At 73.5% G+C, this 20,911-nt stretch carries 19 protein-coding genes, 1 tRNA gene and 1 pseudogene; 11 read left to right on the plus strand and 10 right to left on the minus strand.

The annotated features are described in order from the left end of the window. Positions 1-124 precede the first annotated feature (124 nt). Positions 125-871 (minus strand): YcnI family copper-binding membrane protein, encoded by a 747-nt coding sequence (locus tag ACIRG6_RS18490; RefSeq protein WP_403323559.1) that lies wholly within the window; start codon positions 869-871, stop codon positions 125-127. 153 nt (positions 872-1,024) lie between these two features. Next, complete coding sequence (locus tag ACIRG6_RS18495) at positions 1,025-1,867, minus strand: hypothetical protein (RefSeq protein WP_364675279.1); 843 nt, start codon at positions 1,865-1,867, stop codon at positions 1,025-1,027. Between the two features lie 221 nt (positions 1,868-2,088). On the opposite strand from ACIRG6_RS18495, the gene ACIRG6_RS18500 reads away from it, so the two are divergent. Continuing rightward, the gene (locus ACIRG6_RS18500; protein WP_364675277.1) at positions 2,089-2,553 is read left to right on the plus strand and encodes an ATP-binding protein; all 465 of its coding nucleotides are present in this window, start codon (positions 2,089-2,091) and stop codon (positions 2,551-2,553) included. Positions 2,554-2,600: 47 nt separating this feature from the next. On the opposite strand, the gene pdxR is transcribed toward ACIRG6_RS18500, so the two are convergent. From pdxR to ACIRG6_RS18515, 3 genes are all read right to left on the minus strand, one after another. Then, positions 2,601-3,980: a MocR-like pyridoxine biosynthesis transcription factor PdxR gene (pdxR, locus tag ACIRG6_RS18505; RefSeq protein ID WP_350716973.1), complete on the minus strand. Its 1,380-nt coding sequence runs from the start codon at positions 3,978-3,980 to the stop codon at positions 2,601-2,603. Positions 3,981-4,104: 124 nt separating this feature from the next. Continuing rightward, positions 4,105-5,562: an aminopeptidase P family protein gene (locus tag ACIRG6_RS18510; protein ID WP_239770947.1), complete on the minus strand. Its 1,458-nt coding sequence runs from the start codon at positions 5,560-5,562 to the stop codon at positions 4,105-4,107. Between the two features lie 98 nt (positions 5,563-5,660). Then, on the minus strand, positions 5,661-7,070 hold the full coding sequence (locus ACIRG6_RS18515) for a PP2C family protein-serine/threonine phosphatase (protein ID WP_364819630.1): 1,410 nt from the start codon (positions 7,068-7,070) through the stop codon (positions 5,661-5,663). A 620-nt stretch (positions 7,071-7,690) separates the two neighbouring features. On the opposite strand from ACIRG6_RS18515, the gene ACIRG6_RS18520 reads away from it, so the two are divergent. Continuing rightward, the gene (locus ACIRG6_RS18520; protein ID WP_239770949.1) at positions 7,691-8,356 is read left to right on the plus strand and encodes a bifunctional DNA primase/polymerase; all 666 of its coding nucleotides are present in this window, start codon (positions 7,691-7,693) and stop codon (positions 8,354-8,356) included. 55 nt (positions 8,357-8,411) lie between these two features. After that, the gene (locus ACIRG6_RS18525) at positions 8,412-9,056 is read left to right on the plus strand and encodes a hypothetical protein (protein WP_403323563.1); all 645 of its coding nucleotides are present in this window, start codon (positions 8,412-8,414) and stop codon (positions 9,054-9,056) included. Between the two features lie 256 nt (positions 9,057-9,312). Here ACIRG6_RS18525 and ACIRG6_RS18530 read toward each other — a convergent pair whose 3' ends face one another. From ACIRG6_RS18530 to ACIRG6_RS18540, 3 genes are all read right to left on the minus strand, one after another. Then, positions 9,313-10,278, minus strand: coding sequence for a DUF5926 family protein (locus ACIRG6_RS18530; RefSeq protein ID WP_403323566.1), 966 nt, complete (start codon positions 10,276-10,278; stop codon positions 9,313-9,315). Between the two features lie 198 nt (positions 10,279-10,476). Continuing rightward, complete coding sequence (locus ACIRG6_RS18535) at positions 10,477-11,028, minus strand: ATP-binding protein (protein ID WP_350716961.1); 552 nt, start codon at positions 11,026-11,028, stop codon at positions 10,477-10,479. A 214-nt stretch (positions 11,029-11,242) separates the two neighbouring features. Continuing rightward, complete coding sequence (locus tag ACIRG6_RS18540) at positions 11,243-12,070, minus strand: glycerophosphodiester phosphodiesterase (protein ID WP_350716959.1); 828 nt, start codon at positions 12,068-12,070, stop codon at positions 11,243-11,245. Positions 12,071-12,341: 271 nt separating this feature from the next. Between ACIRG6_RS18540 and ACIRG6_RS18545 the strand changes: the two genes are divergently transcribed. The 4 genes and pseudogenes from ACIRG6_RS18545 to ACIRG6_RS18560 form a co-directional block, all read left to right on the plus strand. Beyond that, on the plus strand, positions 12,342-13,787 hold the full coding sequence (locus ACIRG6_RS18545; protein WP_364675264.1) for a S1C family serine protease: 1,446 nt from the start codon (positions 12,342-12,344) through the stop codon (positions 13,785-13,787). Positions 13,788-13,849: 62 nt separating this feature from the next. Continuing rightward, positions 13,850-13,934 (plus strand) — tRNA-Ser (locus ACIRG6_RS18550). 150 nt (positions 13,935-14,084) lie between these two features. Continuing rightward, on the plus strand, positions 14,085-14,492 hold the full coding sequence (locus ACIRG6_RS18555; RefSeq protein WP_403323568.1) for a hypothetical protein: 408 nt from the start codon (positions 14,085-14,087) through the stop codon (positions 14,490-14,492). A 25-nt stretch (positions 14,493-14,517) separates the two neighbouring features. Beyond that, positions 14,518-14,700 (plus strand): annotated as a pseudogene (locus ACIRG6_RS18560) (GNAT family N-acetyltransferase); the annotation flags it as partial. 50 nt (positions 14,701-14,750) lie between these two features. Here the strand turns inward: ACIRG6_RS18560 and ACIRG6_RS18565 are convergent. After that, complete coding sequence (locus ACIRG6_RS18565) at positions 14,751-15,617, minus strand: bifunctional DNA primase/polymerase (RefSeq protein WP_403323571.1); 867 nt, start codon at positions 15,615-15,617, stop codon at positions 14,751-14,753. Positions 15,618-15,987: 370 nt separating this feature from the next. Between ACIRG6_RS18565 and ACIRG6_RS18570 the strand changes: the two genes are divergently transcribed. The 3 genes from ACIRG6_RS18570 to ACIRG6_RS18580 all read left to right on the plus strand — a co-directional run bounded on the left by ACIRG6_RS18570 (position 15,988) and on the right by ACIRG6_RS18580 (position 18,882). Then, complete coding sequence (locus tag ACIRG6_RS18570; RefSeq protein ID WP_364675258.1) at positions 15,988-16,227, plus strand: hypothetical protein; 240 nt, start codon at positions 15,988-15,990, stop codon at positions 16,225-16,227. Between the two features lie 292 nt (positions 16,228-16,519). Then, entirely contained in the window at positions 16,520-17,077 is a 558-nt protein-coding gene (locus tag ACIRG6_RS18575) for a SigE family RNA polymerase sigma factor (RefSeq protein ID WP_318213511.1), read from the plus strand. Positions 17,078-17,205: 128 nt separating this feature from the next. After that, positions 17,206-18,882: a long-chain fatty acid--CoA ligase gene (locus tag ACIRG6_RS18580; RefSeq protein WP_403323573.1), complete on the plus strand. Its 1,677-nt coding sequence runs from the start codon at positions 17,206-17,208 to the stop codon at positions 18,880-18,882. A 97-nt stretch (positions 18,883-18,979) separates the two neighbouring features. On the opposite strand, the gene ACIRG6_RS18585 is transcribed toward ACIRG6_RS18580, so the two are convergent. Beyond that, positions 18,980-20,197, minus strand: a complete 1,218-nt coding sequence (locus tag ACIRG6_RS18585; RefSeq protein ID WP_364675252.1) for an MFS transporter — start codon at positions 20,195-20,197, stop codon at positions 18,980-18,982. A gap of 133 nt (positions 20,198-20,330) precedes the next feature. Here ACIRG6_RS18585 and ACIRG6_RS18590 point away from each other — a divergent pair, with 133 nt between their 5' ends. Beyond that, positions 20,331-20,909, plus strand: a complete 579-nt coding sequence (locus ACIRG6_RS18590; RefSeq protein ID WP_403323576.1) for a TetR/AcrR family transcriptional regulator — start codon at positions 20,331-20,333, stop codon at positions 20,907-20,909. Positions 20,910-20,911: the final 2 nt, after the last annotated feature.

Here is a 20,911-nt window from a genome sequence, read left to right on the forward strand (position 1 = left end):
AACCGGTCGGTGAGCGTGAGGCGGGCGCCGGTCCGGAGGCCGAGGCGCTCGGCGGGGGGGGGGGGGGGGGGGGGCCGCGCCCCCCCCCCCCCCCCCCCCCCCCCCCCCCCGGCGGGGGGTGCGGTTACGCCGAGGCGCCGGTGTCCCGGCGGCGGCCGGCGAGGACGCCGTACGCGACGCCCGCCGCGCCGACGACGATGCCGACGATGCCGAGGACGCGGGCGGTGGTGTCGCTGCTGTCGCCGGAGTCTGTGGAGCTGCCGGCCGCGGTGTGCTGGGCGGTGGACTCGGCGTCGGTGCCGTCCTTCGCGCCGGCGGCGCCGTGGGCGTCGCCCTCGGCGGCGGTCAGTTCGAGCACGGGCGCCGGGTTGTCGGGCTCCTCCTGGCCCTCCTGCGGCACCTCGATCCAGCGCACGACCTCCTTGTTGGAGTACGTCTGGATCGCCTTGAAGACCAGCTGGTCGGCGTCCTCGGGCAGCGCGCCGACGGACAGCGGGAACTTCTGGAAGTAGCCGGGCTCGATGCCCTTGCCCTCGGCGGTCCAGGTCACCTTGGTGACGACCTCGGTGATCTGCTTGCCGTGCGCCTCCAGCGGCTTGGCCGGCTTTGACTTGGTGACCTCGGCCTTCCAGCCGGCGACCGGCTGCGGCATGACGGACGCCAGCGGGTGGTCGGCGGGGATGGTGACCTCCAGCTTGGTGGTGGAGGCGTCGTCACGCTCGTTGGGGACCTTGAAGTCGACGACCGCGTAGCCGCCCTTGGCGGCCGGGCCCTCCGGCTGCACGCTGACGTGCGCGAAGGCGGGGGCGGACAGGGCGAGGACGGCGATGCCGGCCGCGGAGCCGGCGGCGGCGATACGGGAAACCTTCATGAACGGAGTACTCCGCTTCGTGTGCTGACCGGCGAGGAGCCGGGTCAGGAGTGACGGTGAGGGATGCGCGCACGCGCGCGCGTGCCGCACGACGGCGGCACCTCGTCCGTCACTCCGGCCGGGAGGCGGAAGCGGGTCGGTGGTCGCGTCGTGTCAGGCGGCGAGGGCGAGGGCACTCGGCGGACCGCGCCTGATCACCGTGTGCTGGAGAGCTGCGGTGTGCGGCGACGCCGGCGCGAGCAGGGCGGTGCGCGGCGGGCGCGGGCCCGTACGGGGAGCGCCCGCGAGCCCGCGGTGCAGGGCGCGCACCAACGCGAGCGCGGCGCGCAGGGCACGCACGAGCGCTCCCTCGGCCATCGACTGGGCCGAGTGCGCCGACAGTGCGACGAGCCGTGCCACGGCCAGGTCCCCGCGTCGCAGCAGCCAGCCGGCGGCGAGTGCCGCGAGGACGTGGCCGAGCAGCATCGGCAGGGACGGCAGCAGCGAGCCGGAGGAGCCGGCGGCGGTGGACAGGGCGTCCGCCGGGTGGTGTGCCGCGCCGGTGTGGGCGCCGGAACCCGGTGCGAGCCGCGCGTCGGTGAGAATCCGCTCGGCCTGGGCCGGGCTGATCGCCGCGGCGGTGGTCCCGCAGATCAGGCGTGCGGCCTGCTGGACCAGGGAGGCGTCGGACAGCGGGCCCGCCCCGCCGGGGGACGCCGCCGTGGTGACCGCCGTGGCCCCGTGCTGGCCGAGCCCGAACACCGTGTGCAGGGCGGTCTGACCGGCCGCGAGCAGTACCGCGATCCCGGGCAGCGAACGTTCGCGCCCGGCGAGGGGCACGGCGACCAGGACCGCCCCGAGGAATCCCGCGCCCAGCGACCACCAGGGGACGGTGGCGCAGGAGGCGAAGGTGTGCCCCGCCGCGGCCAGCACGACGCAGACCGCGGCGAACACCGCGGCCCGCAGAATCCGGAGGTCGTTCCCGGAGCGCGCCGAGGGCGGGTGGGGGGCAGTCATGGCGGGCCCATCATCGCACTGGCGGCCCCCGCGCCGTACGGCAGGTCCGCAAGATGCCGTACGACCGGATGGTCGCTCTTGGCAGCAGCCGCCCCACATACACCGATCGCCGGGGCGGTCGCATCCGCCGTCCGGGCGGTCCGATGCACACACTGCGCTTACGCCCGGGCACAAGGGGCAATACGTAACGGTATGTCGAGCCGCGGCCGGGAGGCTGGAGCATGAGCATCTGGTGGTCACTCCATTTGCGGCGCGAGGCTGCGAGCGTGCCCCTGGCCCGCCGCCTGCTGCTCGGCACGATGGAGACCGCGGGCGTCGACCCCGACATCTCCTTCGACCTCTCCGTCGCCCTCAGTGAGGCCTGCGCCAACGCCGTCGAGCACGGCGGGGACGACGAGCCCGGCAGCCCCTCGGACGCGTACCGCGTCACGGCCTACCTCGACGGCGAGCGGTGCCGCATCGAGGTCGCCGACACGGGCCCCGGCTTCGACGCGGGTGCCTCGGGCCGGCCGGGCGTACCGGCCCGGCCGGCGCCCGCCGACGCCGAGCACGGGCGCGGCCTGTGTCTCATCCGGGAGCTCGCCGACCACGTCCACATCGGCGGCACACCGGGCCGGGCGGGGGCCGTGGTGAGCTTCGACAAGCTCCTCAAGTGGCGGGAGGACGCCCCCCTGACGGCGGTGTGACGGGCACCGAGGCCCGGGGCCCGAGGCCGCGGCGGACCGCCTTTCCCTCAGCGCACCCCGTCCAGGACCCGCCCCAGCGCCTCCAGCGCCTCGGGGTACGTGCGTTCCCGGGGCGTTCCGTATCCCACCACCAGCCCCTGCGGCCGGCCGGAGCCGGCGGCCGGCGGCGACTGCCAGTGGTCCCCGAGCCGTCCGACGGCGAGACCCTCCGCCTCCGCCCGCCGCACGGCCTCCGCCTCGTCGTCGACGTCCACCAGCGCGTGCAGCCCGGCCGCGATCCCGCGCACCCGCCGGCGCCGGCCCAGCCGGTCCAGGAGCTGGTCGCGGCGGCGCCGGTAGCGGAGCCGGGACGCGCGCACGTGCCGGTCGTAGGCGTGCGTGCCGATCAGTTCGGCGAGCGCCAGCTGGCCGAGGGACTCGGTGTGGTGGTCGCTGTGCAGCTTGGCATCGGCGACCGCGTCGACCAGGTGCGGCGGCAGCACCATCCAGCCCAGCCGCAGCGCCGGCCCGAGCGTCTTGGACACGGTGCCCAGGTAGACGACCTGGCCGGGTGCCATGCCCTGGAGCGCGCCGACGGGCTGCCGGTCGTAGCGGAACTCCCCGTCGTAGTCGTCCTCGACGATCAGGCCGTCGCGTGCGCGGGCCCAGTCGGTGAGGGCACGTCGCCGCTCCGGGTGCAGCGTCACGCCCGTCGGGTACTGGTGGGCGGGTGTGACGACCACGGCCGTGGCGTCGCCCAGGCCGTCGACGCGGGCTCCCCGCTCGTCGACCGGGACCGGCCGCACGCTCCCGCCGGCGCGCCGCACCACCTCCCGGTGGAAGGGCAGTCCGGGGTCCTCCATGGCCACCTCGGCGCCGTCCAGCACGCGCGTGAGGAGCGCCAGGCCCTGCACATAGCCGGAGGTGATCACGATCCGCTCCGGCGGTGCGATCACCCCGCGCGCCCGCCCCAGGTAGCCCGACAGGGCCGTGCGCAGCTCGATCCGCCCGCGCGGGTCGCCGTAGTCGTACGCGGGCAGCGGCGCGGTGGCGACCGCGCGGCGCAGCGCCCGCAGCCAGGCCGCCGCCGGGAAGGCGCCGACGTCCGGGCTGCCGGGCCGCAGGTCGAGACGCGGCGCACGCGCGTGTGCCGCTCCGCCGACCGGCTCGGCGGCGACCGAGGGCAGCTGCGCCACGCGGGTGCCCGATCCCTGCCGCGCCGTCAGATAGCCCTCGGCGACGAGCTGGTCGTACGCAGCCTTCGCCGTGCCACGCGAGATGCCGAGCTCGGCCGCCAGCCGCCGCGTCGCCGGCAGCCGGGCCCCCGGGGCGAGCCGGCCGTCCCTTACGGCGTCGCGCAGCGCCCGCTCGAGCCCGTTCCGGCGCCCTTCCCCGGCGTCCGGCTCGAGATGCAGGTCCACACCGATGGCGGACCGGAAGTCGTCCACGGAAATCCTCCCCCTGGGCGCGTCGAGGCGCCTCACCGACCCAGGGGGCGGCCCGTAGGCGGGAACCCCTGGGCACGTCGATGGCCGGGTACCCGGTGCGGTACCCGGCCATCTGCCGCGAAGGTCAGCCCTTCAGCGAAGCCATCCAGGCCTCGACCTCGTCCGACCGGCGCGGCAGGCCGGCGGACAGGTTCCGGTTGCCGTCCTCGGTGACGAGGATGTCGTCCTCGATGCGGACGCCGATGCCCCGGTACTCCTCGGGCACGGTCAGGTCGTCGGCCTGGAAGTACAGACCGGGCTCGACGGTGAGGACCATGCCGGGCTCCAGGGTGCCGTCGACGTAGGACTCCACGCGCGCGGCGGCGCAGTCGTGGACGTCCAGGCCGAGCATGTGGCCGGTGCCGTGCAGCGTCCAGCGGCGCTGCAGGCCCAGCTCCAGCACCCGCTCGACCGGCCCCTCGACCAGGCCCCACTCGACGAGCCGCTCGGCCAGCACCCGCTGGGCGGCGTCGTGGAAGTCGCGGTACTTGGCGCCCGGCTTCACGGCCGCGATGCCGGCCTCCTGGGCGTCGTACACGGCGTCGTAGATCTTCTTCTGCAGCTCGCTGTACGTGCCGTTGACCGGCAGCGTGCGCGTGACGTCCGCCGTGTAGTACGTGTGCGTCTCCACACCCGCGTCGAGCAGCAGCAGGTCGCCGGAGCGGACCGGGCCGTCATTGCGGACCCAGTGCAGGGTGCAGGCGTGCGGGCCGGCGGCGGCGATGGTGCCGTAGCCGACGTCGTTGCCCTCGACGCGGGCGCGGAGGAAGAAGGTGCCCTCGATGTAGCGCTCGCTGGTCGCCTCGGCCTTGTCGAGGACCTTCACGACGTCCTCGAAGCCGCGGACGGTGGAGTCGACGGCCTTCTGCAGCTCGCCGATCTCGAACTCGTCCTTGACGAGGCGGGCCTCGGAGAGGAAGACGCGCAGCTCCTCGTCGCGCTCGGCGGTGACCTTGTCGGTCAGCGCCGCCTCGATGCCGGCGTCGTGGCCGCGCACGACGCGCACCGGGCCGGTGGCCTCGCGCAGCGTGCCGGCGAGCTCGCGCACGTCGGAGGCGGGGATGCCGTACAGCTTCTCCGCCTCGGTGAGGGAGTGGCGGCGGCCGACCCACAGCTCGCCCTGGCCGTCGAGCCAGAACTCGCCGTTCTCGCGGTCGGAGCGCGGCAGGAGGTAGATCGTCGCGGCGTGGCCGTCGCCCTCGGGCTCCAGGACCAGGACGCCGTCCTCGGTCTGGTTCCCGGTCAGGTAGGCGTACTCGACGGACGCGCGGAAGGAGTACTCGGTGTCGTTCGAGCGGGTCTTCAGGTTGCCCGCGGGGATCACCAGGCGCTCGCCCGGGAAGCGGGCGGAGAGCGCGGCGCGGCGGGCGGCGGTCTCGGCGACCTGGGCGATCGGCCGCAGGTCGTGCAGCTCGGTGTCGGCCCAGCCGGACTTCATGTTCTCGGCGAGCTCGTCGGACACGCCCGGGTACAGGCCGTTCTTGCGCTGCTTGATCGGCTCTTCGGCTTCGTCCGGGGTCTCCGGGGTGAGCTCCTCCGCCACGGTCATCCTCCTTGATACGGCACTGGACCACCCCCATCGTACGGTCGTGCGGAAGGGGGCCCAGGGCCGAAGGACCTGTTACACCGTGCGGCGGCGCGTCACTGGTCGAAGCGGACCGCCAGCAGGACCACGTCCTCCTCGGAGTCCGCCTCGTCCGCGCCGTCCGGCAGCACCGTGCGCAGCACGTGGTCGGCGACGGCGTCCGGGTCGTGGCGCTTGGCCCGCGGAACGCCGGCCGCCGCGGCGTGCAGGCGGGCGAAGGCGCGGTCGGTCGGGTCGCCGGTGCGGTGCAGCAGGCCGTCGGTGTACAGCAGGACCGTCTCTCCGGGTGCGGCCTGGAACTCCACGCTCGGGGCCTCCCAGCAGGCGAGCATGCCCAGCGGCGCGGAGACGGAGGTCTCCACGAACTCGGTGCGCCGCTCGCCGATCAGCAGCGGGGGGCTGTGTCCGGCGCCGGCCAGGGTGATCCGGCGCAGCGCGGGCTCGCAGTAGCCGAACAGGGCGGTGGCCGAGCGGGCGGGTTCGGTGAGCCGCAGCAGCAGCTCCAGGTCGGACAGGACCGCGACCGGGTCCTCGCCCTCCATCACGGCGTACGCCCGCAGGGACGCGCGCAGCCGCCCGGTGGCGGCCACCGCGCTGGGGCCGCAGCCGGTGACGGAGCCGACGGCCAGGCCGAGCGCGGCATCGGGCAGCGGCAGGGCGTCGTACCAGTCGCCGCCGCCGCGCGGACCGGTGCGGCGGCGGGCCGCGAGCCGCACGCCGGGCACCCGGGGCAGGCGCGAGGGCAGCAGTTCCTCGGCCATGGTCGCCATGCGGGTGCGGGTGCGCTCGGTCTCCAGGAGCCGGGCCAGGTGTTCGGTGGCGTACCGGGCGTACAGCCCGACGAGGTGCCGCTGCCGCTCGCGCGGTTCGGCGGGCTCGTCGTAGAGCCATACGGCGGCCCCGAGGCGTCCGGCGCGCTCGGTGGACAGGGGGAGGGCGTAGCTGGCGGCGTAGCCGAGGCGGGCGGCGACCTCGCGGTGGCGCGGGTCGAGGCCCTCCTCGGCGAACAGGTCGGGTTCGGCGATGCCGCCCTCGGCGACGGGCAGACCCTCCAGGATCCGTCCGTACGACAGCGAGCTGCGCGGCACCGTCTCGATGTGGCCGAGGTCGGCGCGGGCCAGTCCGAGGCCGATGGTGCTGTCCGGGCCGAGCCCGTCGCCCGGTTCCAGGACGACGAGACCACGCCGGGCACCCACCAGGGCGGCGCCGGCGCGCAGCAGTTCCTGGAGCGCCTCGGCGAGGGAGTCCGTGCGGGCGAGGCGCTCGGTCAGCTCGTGCAGGGTCGTCAGGTCCGACACCCAGCCGGCGAGCCGGTCCTGGAGCAGGGCGCCCGGGGCAACCGGTGCGCCCGGGTCGGCCAGCGGGGCGGCCGGCGAGGTGCCCGCGGCGGCGGACGCGACAGTGTGTGCGGGGGACGGCACAGTTGAATCGATTCCAGCCACTTTCGCAGCGTGCGGGGCGTTCATGGCGTCCGGCTTTCCGACCGGTGCTTACTGCTCAAAAGCATCGCAAACCCCCATGTCATTCTGCGCCGCTAGCAGTGTCTCCACATGTACACGCACTCGTAAGGAGATGTCCAGCATTGTCCTGCGGGGATTCCTGGTGTCTGTGGGGCGGAAGGGGCCTCCTTTCCGAACCCCTTGCGGAAAAGCAAAGTTGGCTCGAAACTGCCCTGGAGGATGTCTTGTTGCGGTCTTCTGGGGGTGCTCGACGGAGCGTCACAGCGGTCGTGATGGGTACGTACTCGGTGAAGGCCAGGGGTGGCTGGGGGCCACCCGGAACCTGGCGGCGGACCCGGGCGTCCTATCCACCGACGACCGTGCCCCATCCTCCCGTGGCGGAGGCGGAGAGACATACGCGGGACGGCAAACGCCAGACTTCGCCACCCCCGCGCCACGCCCATGCTTTTGATGGACGCAGTATGGACGGAACCGCCGCGGACGCAGTCTGAGCTCGGACCACAGGGGTTCCCCTTGCCCGCGGCAGGGGTGTGATGCGCCACCAGCTACGCACAGCGAAGTGATCGACACATGGTGTGAGACGACCACGGTGTTGCCAGGCGTGCAACGGAAAGGAACGAGCGCTCATGCGCGAGATCCTCGGAAGGCGACGCAGGCTCCTGTCCCGGCGAGGCGACGGGCGGCCTGAGCTGATCGGCGCGGCCCTGACCTACGCGACGCAGTGGCAGTGGCCCGTACTCCCGGGCGTGGCGCCGGATCCGCAGGCGCGCTCGCGCTGCGGCTGCCCCGACCCCGAGTGCACGGTGCCCGGCGCGCACCCCTTCGACCCCGGCCTGCTGGCCGCCACCACCGACGAGCGGATGGTGCGCTGGTGGTGGACCAACCGGCCGACGGCGCCGATCGTCCTGGCCACCGGGGGCAGCGCCCCGTGCGCGGTCTCCCTGCCCGCCCTGCCGGCCGCCCGCGCCCTGACCGCGCTCGACCGCGCCGGTCTGCGGCTCGGCCCGGTCGTCGCCTCGGCCACCCGCTGGTCGCTGCTGGTCCGGCCCTACTCCATGGAGCAGTTGGGCGAACTGCTCTACGCCAAGGACTTCGTCCCCGGCTCCCTGCGCTTCCACGGCGAGGGCGGCTACCTCGCCCTGCCCCCGTCCGAGACCGGCCGGGACGCCGTCCGCTGGGAGCGGGCACCGCTGCCCGGCTCCGCCTCGCCCTGGCTGCCCGACGTGGAGGCCGTGGTGGACGCGGTGGTCGACGCCCTCACCCGTACGGGTGTGAGCGCACCCGAGTTGTAGGGGTGTCGGGCGCGCGCGGAAGTCGGCGCCCGCCCGGGTCGTTATCGTCCGCTCCATGCCGCTTCATGCTGGGGAGCACCGCGCCGCGAGGCCGCGCCGCGCGGGACTGCACCGCCGTCGACCGGCCGGCCGGTTTCGTCTGTACGGCCTCGCCGGTGTCGTGGTGTGCGCGGTCGTGCTGCCGTTCGCCGTGGCGTCCGCGGGGCCCGTGCACAACGGGGAGAAGGGCGAGCAGGCGCTGGGTGTGCGCCTGCTTCCGCGCGACGGTGACGGCAAGGCACCCGGGCGGAGGGGCGACGACGCCACGCCGTCCGACGCCGGGCCCGCCCCCACCACGCTGCCGCTCGGCCTGGCCACCGCCGTGCGCTGCGGCCCCGAACTCACCTCGCCCGAGGGTGTCGAGGCGCAGACCTGTGTGCTGACGCAGGGGGCCGGGACCTGGGCGCGGACCTACTACCGCAACGCGACCGGTGGAGCGCTGGAGACCGTGCTGAGCCTCATGGGGCCCGGGGGCCGCAGCGTGCGGATGCGCTGCGCGACGGGCGCCGAGGACGCGCCGGGTATGTGTGAGACGCCCCGTGAGCGGATGCGGGGCGAGCCGGCCGAGTACACCGCGGTCGCGGAGTTCGCGGGCCGGGCCGGTCATGGACCGCTGCTGCTGCGCACCGGCAGCAACTCGCCCACGGAAGAGGACCGTTGACGCAGCGGCTAGGGCCGCGTGCGCGCCGGGCGCATGGAAAGACCCGGTTGCTGGCGACGGGGGATGCACCAGCAACCGGGCTACTCGAACGGTAACAAGAGATCGGCGGTTAGCAAATTCGATCTCCTGTTTTCCGGTCACCGACTGGCGTGTCCTTGCCGGGAGTTGTGACGGGAGTCACCCCTTCCGGGCCCGGTGTTCCGGCTGACCGGTCGGTCAGCCGGGCCGGACACCGCCGCCGTGCGCCGGCCGCGGCTCAGCTGAGGGTGACCTGCCGGTTGGTCAGACCGCCGCGCGCCCGGCGCTCGTCGGGCGTGAGCGGCGCGTCCGTGGCCAGTGCCTCGGTGAGGCGCTCGGCGAACTCGGCCGCCGGCTTCTCCACGTCCTCGGCGGTGACTCCGCTCGGCAGGTCCCAGACCGGGACGGTGAGCCCGTGAGCACGGAAGGAACCCACGAGCCGGGTGCCCTCGCCGAGACTCGACCGGCCCGCCGCGTGCAGTCGGGCCAGAGCGTCCAGAAGCCGCTCCTCCTCGTGCGGCATGACCCACCGCAGGTGGTTCTTCTCCGGCGTCTCGCACCAGTAGGCGGCGTCCACGCCCTGGAGCCGGACGGTCGGGATGGCCGCGGCGTTGGCCCGCTCCAGGGAGGCGGTCACCTCCGGCGTGGCGTTCTCCGCGTCCGGGACCCAGAACTCGAAGCCCTCGTGCACGACCGGCTCGAAATCCCTCTCGGGCGCGAGCAGGTCCTGCAGCCGCGGACCGTCGGCCGGCGCGCGACGTCCCTGCACGGGCGTGCCCGCGGGGGCGGTCAGGGCCCGCTGGAGGGTGTCCGCGAGGTCGCGGCTGATGTCGCCCGACGCCGTGTCGTTCTGCAGGCCGAGCAGCACCGAGCCGTCGTCGCGGCGCAGGGCCGGCCAGGCCATCGGCAGCACCGTGGCCAGCGTGACCGACGGAACGTCCTCGGGCAGGCCGTCCTTCAGCGTCAGCCCGACCGTGGCCGCCGGCACCAGCTCGCGCAGTGCCACCCAGTCGCACTCGCCGGGCAGCCCTTCGAACGGGCGCTGCACGAGCGCGGTCGTGGCCTGCGCGGCGGCCCGGCCGTGGCAGGCCTTGTAGCGGCGGCCACTGCCGCAGGGGCAGGGCTCGCGGGCACCGACGACCGGGACCTCTCCGTCGGTGAGCTGGGGCCGCTTGGCCTTCGTCTGGGGTCGCTTCTTGGCCATCGTGGGTGTCTCCCGGTTACGGCTCTACTCGTACGGGCGCGAGCCTAGCCGCTCGCGCTCCGGCCGACGGGACCCTGTGGACGACGGGCCGCGTGTGGACAACTCCCCGGCGTCCGTGCGGGGAGTTTCCTCACGGGAACGAGCCGCACGCCCCGCGTGTGGTCCTGCCCCGCGCGGCCCTGCGCCGCCCGGCCCGGGTCAGCCCAGATCGTCGAACGCGTCCGCGAAGCCCAGTCCGGTCATCTGCGACACCGCCGGGGCCGCGACCCGCGTGGCGAAGTCGTCGCGCCGGTGTCCCGCGTCCGGGTCGTGCACGTCGTCGTGGACGACGACCCAGACCGTGACGTCTCCGCACGCCTCGTCCCGTACGCCCCAGTCGTCGGCGAGCGCGGTGATGATGTTCAGCCCGCGGCCGCCGTGCGCCGTGACCGACGGGGTCGCCGGAGCCGGGCGGGTCGGGCCGCCGCCGTCCGTGACCTCCACGAGGAGCCGGCCTCCCGCGTCCACCTGCCATGCGGCGCGGACGTCACCGTCCCCGGCCAGAGCGTCGCCCAGCGGACGGCCGTGCTTGCACGCGTTGCTGAGAAGTTCGGACAGGACCAGTACGGCGTCGTCGATGACCGCTTCCGCCACACCACCTCTGCGCAGCTGCTCCCGCATCCGGTGCCGTGCTTTCCCCACGCCCGCAGGGCCATGAGGAACGGCCATGCTCGACGACGTGGGCACCTCCTGTGCCACCACCAACGCCACCCCCGAGACCTCCTTCGCCCCACGCCACGGTGTGGATGCCCTTCTGGCCTGAACCGGAAACCGGCCGGTCCCCGCCCAGTGACGCATTCGACACGGTCGAACACGCACCGAACGCGCCGGAGCACTCCCCGTAATCGTGTGGCTGGATTTCGTCGGTGTGGCCGAGACCGGAGAATGGGGCAGAAGGCCCGCCGGGTCAAGGCCTCCGGACGAATCAGCGGCCGAGATGCTCCAGGACCGCGCGTGGCCGGTTCGTGATGATGGCGTCGACGCCCAGGCCGGCGCAGAGATCCACGTCGGCGGTCTCGTTCACGGTCCACACGTGCACCTGGTGCCCGGCCGCCTTCAGCCGCTCGATGTAGGCGGGGTGGTTCCGCACGATCCGGATCGAGGGGCCCGCGATCCGGACACCGGCCGGCAGCCTTCCGTCGCGCAGCCGGGGCGAGACGAACTGCATCAGATAGACCGTCGGCAGCGTCGGCGACGCGGCCCGCACCCGGTGCAGCGAGCGGGCCGAGAAGCTCATCACCCGCACCGGCGACTCGGCGGCCGAGGCGGGCGCGTCGAGACCGAACCGCTTCAGGAGCAGCAGCAGCCGCTCCTCCACCTGCCCCGCCCAGCGCGTGGGGTGCTTGGTCTCGATGGCCAGCTCCACCCGCCGCCCCGCGTCCGACACCAGCTCCAGCAGCCGCTCCAGGGTGAGGACGGAGGTCTCCTCCCGGTCCTCGGGCCGGTGCTCCCATTCGGGCTGCTCGTCGCGGGTGCGCCAGAACTCCCGGGTCCTGCGGGCGCCGAAGTCCAGGGCCGCCAGGTCGGCGAGCTCCAGCGCCGAGACCGCGCCCCGGCCGTTGGACGTACGGTTGACGCGCCAGTCGTGGACGCAGACGAGGTGACCGTCGGCGGTCAGGCGTACATCGCACTCCAGGGCGTCCGCCCCGTCCTCGATCGCTTTCCGGTACGCGGCCAGGGTGTGTTCGGGGGCCTCCTCGGAGGCCCCGCGGTGGGCGACGACCTGAATCGGGTGCTGTCGTACGTGGGTCACCGCGTCATGGTGCCACCGTGCACGGGTAGACGTGCCGTCGGAGTCGTCGCTGGTGCCCGTTTAGTCTTGGATGACCTGTATAAGCGACAACCGCGACCCACAGCATCCGCTTATGGTGCTCTGACGGCTCGTGGGAAAAGCTGATGGCCTACACAAACATGCACCACCACATGCGCAGCCGCGTCGCGCCGGTCCGTGGAGCAGCGCGCGTGAGCGTGGCTGAGCGCGACCGGTGCGCCCGAGCGGCAGTCATGGATCGAGGAGAGAAGCTGTGAGCACCGAGAACGAGGGCACCGCGGTACCCCCGGCCCCGTCCGCACCTCCCGTGCCGGTGGCATCTCCCGCAGCCTCCGAACCGGCCCCGCCGCCCCACCCGGGCCAGCCGCCGTCCCAGCCGCCCGCGGGGGCCGAACCGCACGGCGGTTTCCCGACGCCCCCGGCGTCCGCACACACCTCCCACCAGGCCGCCCCGGGTTCCTCGGCTCCTGACGCGTCCTGGCCGCCGCCCCCGCCGCCGGCCGGTCCGTCCTACGGTGGCGGTGGCGGGGACGGTTCCGGCGACGGCTGGGGCGCCTCGTACCAGCAGCCAGCCCCGAAGTCCGGCCGCGGCGGCATGGTCGCCGCGCTCCTGATCGCCGCGCTGGTCGCGGGCGGTCTGGGCGGCGGCCTCGGCTACACCCTGGCCAAGAACAACGACGAGACGGGTTCCACGACGGTCTCCGCCTCGGACACCGGCGGCTCGGTCAAGCGCGACGCGGGCACGGTCGCGGGCGTGGCCGCCAAGGCGCTGCCCAGCACGGTCACCATCCAGGCCGAGGGCAGCAACGGCGAGGGCGGCACCGGCACGGGCTTCGTCTTCGACAAGCAGGGCCACATCGTCACCAACAACCACGTGGTGGCGGAGGCGGTCGACGGCGGCAAGCTCAGCGCGACCTTCCCCGACGGCAAGAAGTACGACGCCCAGGTGGTCGGCCACGCCCAGGGCTACGACGTGGCGGTCATCAAGCTCGAGAACGCCCCGTCGGACCTGAACCCGCTGCCCCTCGGCGACTCGGACAAGGTGGCCGTGGGCGACTCGACGATCGCCATCGGCGCCCCCTTCGGCCTGTCCAACACGGTGACCACGGGCATCATCAGCGCCAAGAACCGCCCCGTGGCCTCCAGCGACGGCAGCGCGAGCAGCAAGGCGTCCTACATGAGCGCCCTGCAGACCGACGCCTCCATCAACCCGGGCAACTCCGGCGGCCCGCTGCTGGACGCGCAGGGCAACGTCATCGGGATCAACTCCGCGATCCAGTCCACGAGCGGCGGCGGCTTCGGTGGCGCCGGCCAGGCGGGCTCGATCGGCCTGGGCTTCGCCATCCCCGTCAACCAGGCGGAGTTCGTCGCCAAGCAGCTGATCAAGACCGGTAAGCCGGTGTACGCGAAGATCGGCGCCTCCGTCTCGCTGGAGGAGACGACGAACGGCGCGAAGATCACCGAGCAGGGTGTCAGCGGCTCCGAGCCCGTCGAGCCGGGCGGGCCCGCCGCCGCCGCGGGCCTCAAGCCGGGCGACGTCATCACCAAGCTCGACGACACGGTGATCGACAGCGGTCCGACCCTGATCGGCGAGATCTGGACCCACAAGCCCGGCGACAAGGTCACGGTCACCTACGAACGCGGCGGCAAGCAGCACACGACCGAACTCACCCTCGGCTCCAAGACCGGCGACGACTGAGCCACCCGCCCCCGCACGGACCCGCTACCCTGGTCCCGCGCGGCCGATCACGGCCGGCGCGGGGTGGGTTGCCCGAGCGGCCTAAGGGAACGGTCTTGAAAACCGTCGTGGCGCAAGTCACCGTGGGTTCAAATCCCACACCCACCGCGGTGATCGACGGCCCCCGACCAGGTTTGACGGTCGGGGGCCGTCGTCGTGCGCGCCCTCTTCCCGGGCGGGCCGGACGCTGCTGGTACTCGGGGAGAGCTGAGTACTTTCGCTCTGGTCGGCCGGGGGGCGTGCGGGGACGCTCGGGGTATGGAAGATCGACGACCGAAGACTGTCGCGCGGCTGGTGCCGGGGCTCGTGCTCGCCGGGGTGGCGGCGGCGCTGTGGGCCGCCTGGCTGGGGTGGGACCAGGAGCGTGATGTGCACCCCGACGGTTCGACGACCGGGCCGTACGAGCCCTGGCAGGTGATCGGGCTCGTGCTGACGCTGCTGGTGCCGGTGTGCTGGGCGGCGTTCCGGGACCATGGCGCGAGCGTCGTGCCCGGGGTCACCGCCGGTCTGACCGTCTCCGCCGGCTACGACTGGTCGGACGACGCCAGCGGGCTCTTCGTGGTGGGCGCGGGGATGGTCATGGTGGGGACCTTCGTCGTGACCGCCGCGCTCGTGGCCGTGATCACCGCGGTGAGACGGAGGGGCGGGCCCGTGGCACGGCCGTGACCGGAACTGTGGCTTCCGACAGGTCGGTGCGGTCGCCGTCGCCGACGCGGCCCGCGGTCACGGCGTCGGCCGGGCCCTCGTCCGCGGCGCCGTCGAGGAGGCCCGCAGTCTGGGCGCCCGCCGCATCACCCTGCGCGTCCTCGGCCACAACACCGCGGCCCGGAGGCTCTACGAGTCGGAGGGCTTCGTCGTCGAGGGCGTCCAGCCGGTGCGGGGCTGGTGGGGTCGGGCGATGCGTACCCTCCCGCTCCGCTCCGGTCACGGGTGGTGGCCCGTCATGCGGGCCGCCGACGCGATGGTCGCGCGGGCCTCGCGCTCGGTCAGGCCGGTCTCCCGGGCCGCCTCGACCAGGGGGTCCACGAGGGCTCCGCCGATGCCGTCCTCGTAGGCACGGCAGGCCGCCCAGAACAGGCGGGTGTTGCGCTGGCCCTCGTGCGCGGCGAGGACGAACTGGACGAGCCCCCGGCCGCGCGCGTCGGTCGTGGCGGAGGCGTGCCGGTGCGCGCGGGGCGGCGGGAGCAGGAGGCGCAGCAGCGCGGGCGGGCAGGCGGCGGGCGCGAGGTGGGCGGTGCCGGGTGCGGCGGCGTAGGCGCCGTACCGGGTGCGGGAGCCGGGGCCGACGAGGTAGCCGCCGGCGCCGCGGATGTCGATGCCGGGGGCGAGGCGGCCGGCCGAGTTGGGGACGACGGCGTCGGGCGGGCCGGTCAGCCAGAGGTGGCGGCCTCCGCTGGGGGTCAGGACGACCACCGTGGGCGGGATCGTGAACAGGTGGCGCAGGGCCAGTTCGCGCAGGGCGGCCGAGGAGTCCGTGTCCCCTTTCGTGTCCAGGTCCACGCCGATGAGGTGGTGCGGCGGCAGCCCGCAGGCGATGCCGTAGCCCGCGGCCCAGGGTGCCGCGGCGAAGAGTGCGCGGATGCGGGCCGGGTCGGTGGAGGCGTCGTGGACACCGTGGCCGAAGCGGCCGCACTCGCCGTGGCAGCGGGAGGGAGCGGGGTCGTCGCGGTGGGGGGAGCGCAGGGCCGGGAGCTTCGTCCGGGACAGGGGGATGACCGCCAGTCCGCGTTCGGCGGCGGACAGGGCGTGCGCGAGGGCCAGCGTCGTGGCCTGCCGGTCGGTGGTGGCCATGGCTCCATGTTCGTACTCATGTTCGAAAAAGGGAAGGGTGCCCGCACGCGACGCGCCGGAGGCGGGGAGGCGGGCGGGGAAAGTGACGGAACGCTTCACCTCTTGTGGCGCTTGAGGTGGAGCTGTCCGTACTGCCCGTGGTGCGGCATAAGGGAAGACGAAGAGGTTTATCGACTTGTCCTCACGCTTGAGGGCGAATCAGGGCTTCCGGGGTGGTTCGCCGGGGGTCGGTGGGCAACTCTGATCACGCGACGTCGTGCACAGCGTCGAGGCGGTCGGCCAACTGCCTTGGCAGCCAGGCTGGTTCACAAGTGCAGGTACTTCTCGCGTGGTCGGCAGGAAGCCGGTGCGCACCTTCTGGAGGAACTACATGGCAAGCATCCGTACCGCTCGCGTCATCGCCGCCGTCGCCGCGCTCCCGCTGGCCGTCGCCCTCTTCGGCGGTGTCGCGACCGCGGACGACGGCAACTCGTCCACCACGCAGCAGCAGGCGGTCGGCGCGGGTGCCTCGAACCAGAGCAACACCGCACAGCTGGAGGACTCCGCGTTCACGGCCGTCAACCAGGGCAACGAGAACGTGGCCGTCAGTTTCTCCCCGCTGTGGTGGTGAGCTGAGGGGCCGGTGGGGGCGCTCCGGCGCCGGCCCCCGGTCTCCGTGCGGGTGTGCTTCATGGGGTCGCAGGGCGTCTGGGCGGTGGTACTCCGGTACCGCCGCCCAGGCGTTCGTCCCCGCCGCCTTCCGCCGGGGCCGGGCGGCCCTCAGGGGTGAACCCCCAGTACCCCTCGTCCTCTCCTCCACCCAGAGGAGGTGCAGCCGGCCCCACCCCTACAACCTGAGGCGGACTCCGCTTCGGGACCTGCGGCCGATCCGCCGCGCACCCCTTCGCTCATAGCGTTGAGTCATGACCGCACCTGTCTGCACCAGCGCTTCGAACGCCGCCACAGCAATGACGCAGACCTTCCCGTACCCGTCGTTCTCGTCGTACGTGAGGGCCCGCCAGCCGGTGCTGCTGCGTACCGCCCGGTCGCTGACCGCGAACCCGAGCGACGCGGAGGACCTGCTGCAGACCGCGCTCACCAAGACGTACGTGGCCTGGGAGCGCATCGAGGACCATCGCGCCCTGGACGGCTATGTGCGCCGGGCGCTGGTGAACACGCGGACGTCGCAGTGGCGCAAGCGCAAGGTCGACGAGTTCGCGTGCGACGAGATGCCCGAGCCGGAGCCGGTGCCCGGCGGGGACGACCCGGCGGACCGGCAGGCGCTGCGCGACGCGATGTGGCGGGCCGTCATGAAGCTGCCGGCCCGGCAGCGGGCGATGGTCGTCCTCAGGTACTACGAGGACCTCAGCGAAGCCCGGACGGCCGAAGTCCTCGGGGTCTCCGTGGGCACGGTGAAGTCGGCGGTGTCCCGCGCGCTCGGCAAGCTCCGCGAGGACCCTGAGCTGGGGTTTGTTCGGTGATGGGTGGCTTTGTGGCCGGCCGGCGGGTGGATCTGTCGGGGGCCGCGCACTGATCGATCACCGGGGAGTAGTGACATACCGCGCGGTATGTGCGCAGAATCAGCGCAGCCCTTACCGCCGCGTAGGCAATGTCGCCCCGGGAGGACACCGTGCTGAGCACGATGCAGGACGTACCGCTGCTGATATCGAGGATCCTGACCCACGGGTCGACGATCCACGGCAGCTCGCAGGTGACCACCTGGACCGGTGAGGACGAGCCGCACCGCCGCTCCTTCGCCGACATCGGCGCCCGCGCCGCCCAGTTGGCGCACGCCCTGCGCGAGGACCTCGCCGTCGGCGACGACGAACGCGTGGCAACCCTCATGTGGAACAACGCCGAGCACGTCGAGGCCTACTTCGCGATCCCCTCCATGGGCGCGATCCTCCACACCCTCAATCTCCGCCTCCCGGCCGAGCAACTGGCCTGGATCGTGAACCACGCCGCCGACCGGGTCGTGATCGCCAACGGTTCGCTGCTGCCGCTGCTCGCGCCGCTGCTGCCGCACCTGAAGACGGTCGAGCACGTCGTCGTCACCGGCCCCGGCGACCGCTCCGCACTGGCGGAGGCGTCCGTCCAGGTGCACGAGTACGAGGACCTGATCGCCGGGAAGCCGGCCACGTACGAGTGGCCCGAGCTGGACGAGCGGGCCGCCGCCGCCATGTGCTACACCTCCGGCACCACCGGCGACCCCAAGGGCGTGGTCTACAGCCACCGCTCCGTCTACCTGCACTCCATGCAGGTCAACATGGCCCAGTCGATGGGCCTGACCGACGAGGACACCTCGCTGGTCGTGGTCCCCCAGTTCCACGTCAACGCCTGGGGACTGCCGCATGCCACCTTCATGACCGGCGTCAACATGCTGATGCCGGACCGCTTCCTGCAGCCCGCGCCGCTCGCCGCGATGATCGAGGGCGAGCGGCCGACGCACGCCGCCGCCGTCCCCACCATCTGGCAGGGCCTGCTCGCCGAGCTGACCGCGCGGCCCCGGGACGTCTCCTCGCTCACCCAGGTCACCATCGGCGGCTCCGCGTGTCCGCGGTCCCTGATGGAGGCGTTCGACAAGCTCGGCATGCGGGTCTGCCACGCCTGGGGCATGACGGAGACCTCGCCGCTCGGCACGGTCGCCCGGCCGCCGGCCCACGCGGTCGGCACGCCGGAGGAGTTCGCGTACCGCCTCACCCAGGGTCGATTCCCGGCCGGCGTCGAGGCCCGCCTCACCGGTCCGGGCGGCGAGCGCCTGCCCTGGGACGGCGAGTCCGCCGGTGAGCTGGAGGTCCGCGGCAACTGGATCGCCGGCGCCTACTACAACGGCCCCGGCGCCGAGCCGCTGCGCCCCGCCGACAAGTTCAGCGAGGACGGCTGGCTGAAGACGGGCGACGTCGGCACCATCTCCCCCGACGGCTTCCTCACCCTCACCGACCGCGCCAAGGACGTCATCAAGTCCGGCGGCGAGTGGATCTCCTCGGTCGAGCTGGAGAACGCCCTGATGTCCCACCCGCACGTCGCCGAGGCCGCGGTCGTCGCGGTCCCGGACGACAAGTGGGGCGAGCGCCCGCTGGCCACCGTCGTCCTCAAGGAGGGCGCGAGCGTCGGCTTCGAGGAGCTGCGCGCCTTCCTCGCCGTGGAGGGCAAGATCGCCAAGTGGCAGCTCCCGGAGCGCTGGACGGTCATCGAGGCGGTGCCGAAGACGAGCGTCGGCAAGTTCGACAAGAAGGTGCTGCGCAGGCAGTACGCCGAGGGCGGGCTGGACATCACCCGGCTCTGACGTCCGGGCACGGAGGCGCACAGGCACGGAGACGCACAGGCACGGAGGCCGGGCGGCACCCACCGCCCGGCCTCCGCGCCTGCCCGGCTCGCCCCGCTCACCGCTTCCGTACGGACGTCGCCGCCCACCCCAGGGCCAGCCACGCCCCCGCCACCGCGCAGACCCCGCCCCAGCCCCAGTGGCCGAACGCGGGACCAGCGAGGGCCGAGGCCAGCGCGCCGCCCGCGAAGCCGGCCACGACGTACGCCGTGTTGGCGGTGGCCGGGGCGGACGTGGTGGTCAGGGCGAGGGTCTGGTTGGCGACGTGGGACGCGACCAGGGCGGCGTGCACCAGCACCGCCGCCGCGCACAGGGCCGCCATCTCCTGCCCGCCCAGCCAGAACAGCGGCACCGACAGGGCGGCGAGCAGGTACGCGGACCGTACGACCTTGGCGGCGCCGAACCGGTCGACCAGGCCCCCGGCGAGCGGCGCGACGACGCTCGCCGCCAGCCCGAACAGGCCGAACAGCCCGGCGGCGGCCGTGGTGAGACCGTAGCCGTCGTCCTCCGTGAGGAGCAGGGCCAGCGAGGTCCACAGGGCGCTCCAGGCGCCGTACATCCCCGCCTGGCGCACGCACGCCCGCCACAGGTCCGGCGAGCTGCGCACCACCGCGGGCAGCGCGGCGAGCCCGGAGAACAGCGAGCCCTGCCGACGGCGCCGCTCGGCGGGCAGTACGTACGCGGTGGCCAGGCCGAGGACGGCGGTCAGGACGGCCGCCCCCACGAACACCGCGCGCCAGCCGAAGGCCTGCCCGGCCAGCCCGCCGAGCACCCGGGCCGCCACGATGCCGGTGAACAGACCCGCGATGACGGCGGCGACATGACGTGCCCTGCGGTCGGCGGGGGCGCGCGCGGCGACCAGCGGGACCAGGAGTTGCGGGACGACGGTCGCGGCCGAGGCGACCAGGACGGCGGCCGCGAGCGCGCCGGTCCCGGACGACACCGCGCCGACGACCAGCGAGGCCGCCGCGACCAGTGCGAGGACGGCGACCAGGCGGCGCCGGTTCACGCTGTCCCCGAGCGGGGCGAAGAAGAGCAGGCCCGCCGCGTACCCGAACTGCGCGACCGAGGCGAGCCAGGCCACCGCCGACGGGGTGGAGCCGAAGTCGTGGGCGATGAGGGGGAGCAGCGGCGCCGCGAGGTAGATGTTGGCGGCCGTCACGGCGGTGCAGACGGCGATCAGGGGGAGGAAGAGGCGGGAGGGTGCGGACCTCTCCTGTGGTGCGTTGCGGGCCTGCTCCGGTGCGGTCCGGGCGGGTGCTGACGGTGACGACATGAGCGGAGCGACTCCTTCGAGCGCGCTGGCAACTAACTGGTTGGTTGTAAGGAACTCCCGGAGTCTGCTCGGCATTCCCGAACTCTGTCAACCAAATAGTTGGTTACCGCGCCCGCCCCGCTACCCTGTCCCCATGGCAGCAAGGGACCCCGAGGCCACCAAGGCCCGGATCTTCGAGGCGGCGGTCGCCGAGTTCGCCCGCCACGGCATCGCCGGCGCCCGCATCGACCGCATCGCGGCCGAGGCCAAGGCCAACAAGCAGCTCATCTACGCCTACTACGGCAACAAGGGCGAGCTGTTCGCGTCGGTCCTCGAGAAGAAGATGCTCGACCTCGCGATCTCCGTCCCCGTCGACCCGGACGGCATCGAGGGCTGGATCGACCGCCTGCTGGACTACCACGCCGCCCACCCCGAGCTGCTGCGCCTCCTCTTCTGGGAGGGCATGGAGTACGGCACCGCCGAACTGCCCCACGAGGCCGAACGCCAGGAGCACTACGCCCGCAAGGTCGCCGCCGTACGGGACGGTCAGGAGCGCGGCGTGGTCACCGACGCCATCCCGGCCCCCGACCTGCTGTTCCTGCTGGTCGCCATGGCCAACTGGGCGTCCGTCATGCCCCAGATGAAACGCATACTGGTCGGCGGCGACGACACGGGCGCCGACCGGCTGCGCGCCTCGATCAAGCAGGCGGCGCGCAGGATCGTCTCCGGCTAGCG

Source organism: Streptomyces flaveolus, assembly GCF_044765825.1.
GTDB lineage: Bacteria > Actinomycetota > Actinomycetes > Streptomycetales > Streptomycetaceae > Streptomyces > Streptomyces flaveolus.

Excerpts from the sequence above, each read along its gene's own strand:
- ACIRG6_RS18490 (WP_403323559.1), bottom strand. The coding sequence starts at position 871 with ATGAAGGTTTCCCGTATCGCCGCCGCCGGCTCCGCGGCCGGCATCGCC.
- ACIRG6_RS18495 (WP_364675279.1), bottom strand. The coding sequence starts at position 1,867 with ATGACTGCCCCCCACCCGCCCTCGGCGCGCTCCGGGAACGACCTCCGG.
- ACIRG6_RS18500 (WP_364675277.1), top strand. The coding sequence starts at position 2,089 with ATGAGCATCTGGTGGTCACTCCATTTGCGGCGCGAGGCTGCGAGCGTG.
- ACIRG6_RS18515 (WP_364819630.1), bottom strand. The coding sequence starts at position 7,070 with ATGAACGCCCCGCACGCTGCGAAAGTGGCTGGAATCGATTCAACTGTG.
- ACIRG6_RS18520 (WP_239770949.1), top strand. The coding sequence starts at position 7,691 with ATGCGCGAGATCCTCGGAAGGCGACGCAGGCTCCTGTCCCGGCGAGGC.
- ACIRG6_RS18525 (WP_403323563.1), top strand. The coding sequence starts at position 8,412 with ATGCCGCTTCATGCTGGGGAGCACCGCGCCGCGAGGCCGCGCCGCGCG.
- ACIRG6_RS18530 (WP_403323566.1), bottom strand. The coding sequence starts at position 10,278 with ATGGCCAAGAAGCGACCCCAGACGAAGGCCAAGCGGCCCCAGCTCACC.
- ACIRG6_RS18555 (WP_403323568.1), top strand. The coding sequence starts at position 14,085 with ATGGAAGATCGACGACCGAAGACTGTCGCGCGGCTGGTGCCGGGGCTC.
- ACIRG6_RS18565 (WP_403323571.1), bottom strand. The coding sequence starts at position 15,617 with ATGGCCACCACCGACCGGCAGGCCACGACGCTGGCCCTCGCGCACGCC.
- ACIRG6_RS18570 (WP_364675258.1), top strand. The coding sequence starts at position 15,988 with ATGGCAAGCATCCGTACCGCTCGCGTCATCGCCGCCGTCGCCGCGCTC.
- ACIRG6_RS18575 (WP_318213511.1), top strand. The coding sequence starts at position 16,520 with ATGACCGCACCTGTCTGCACCAGCGCTTCGAACGCCGCCACAGCAATG.
- ACIRG6_RS18580 (WP_403323573.1), top strand. The coding sequence starts at position 17,206 with ATGTCGCCCCGGGAGGACACCGTGCTGAGCACGATGCAGGACGTACCG.
- ACIRG6_RS18585 (WP_364675252.1), bottom strand. The coding sequence starts at position 20,197 with ATGTCGTCACCGTCAGCACCCGCCCGGACCGCACCGGAGCAGGCCCGC.
- ACIRG6_RS18590 (WP_403323576.1), top strand. The coding sequence starts at position 20,331 with ATGGCAGCAAGGGACCCCGAGGCCACCAAGGCCCGGATCTTCGAGGCG.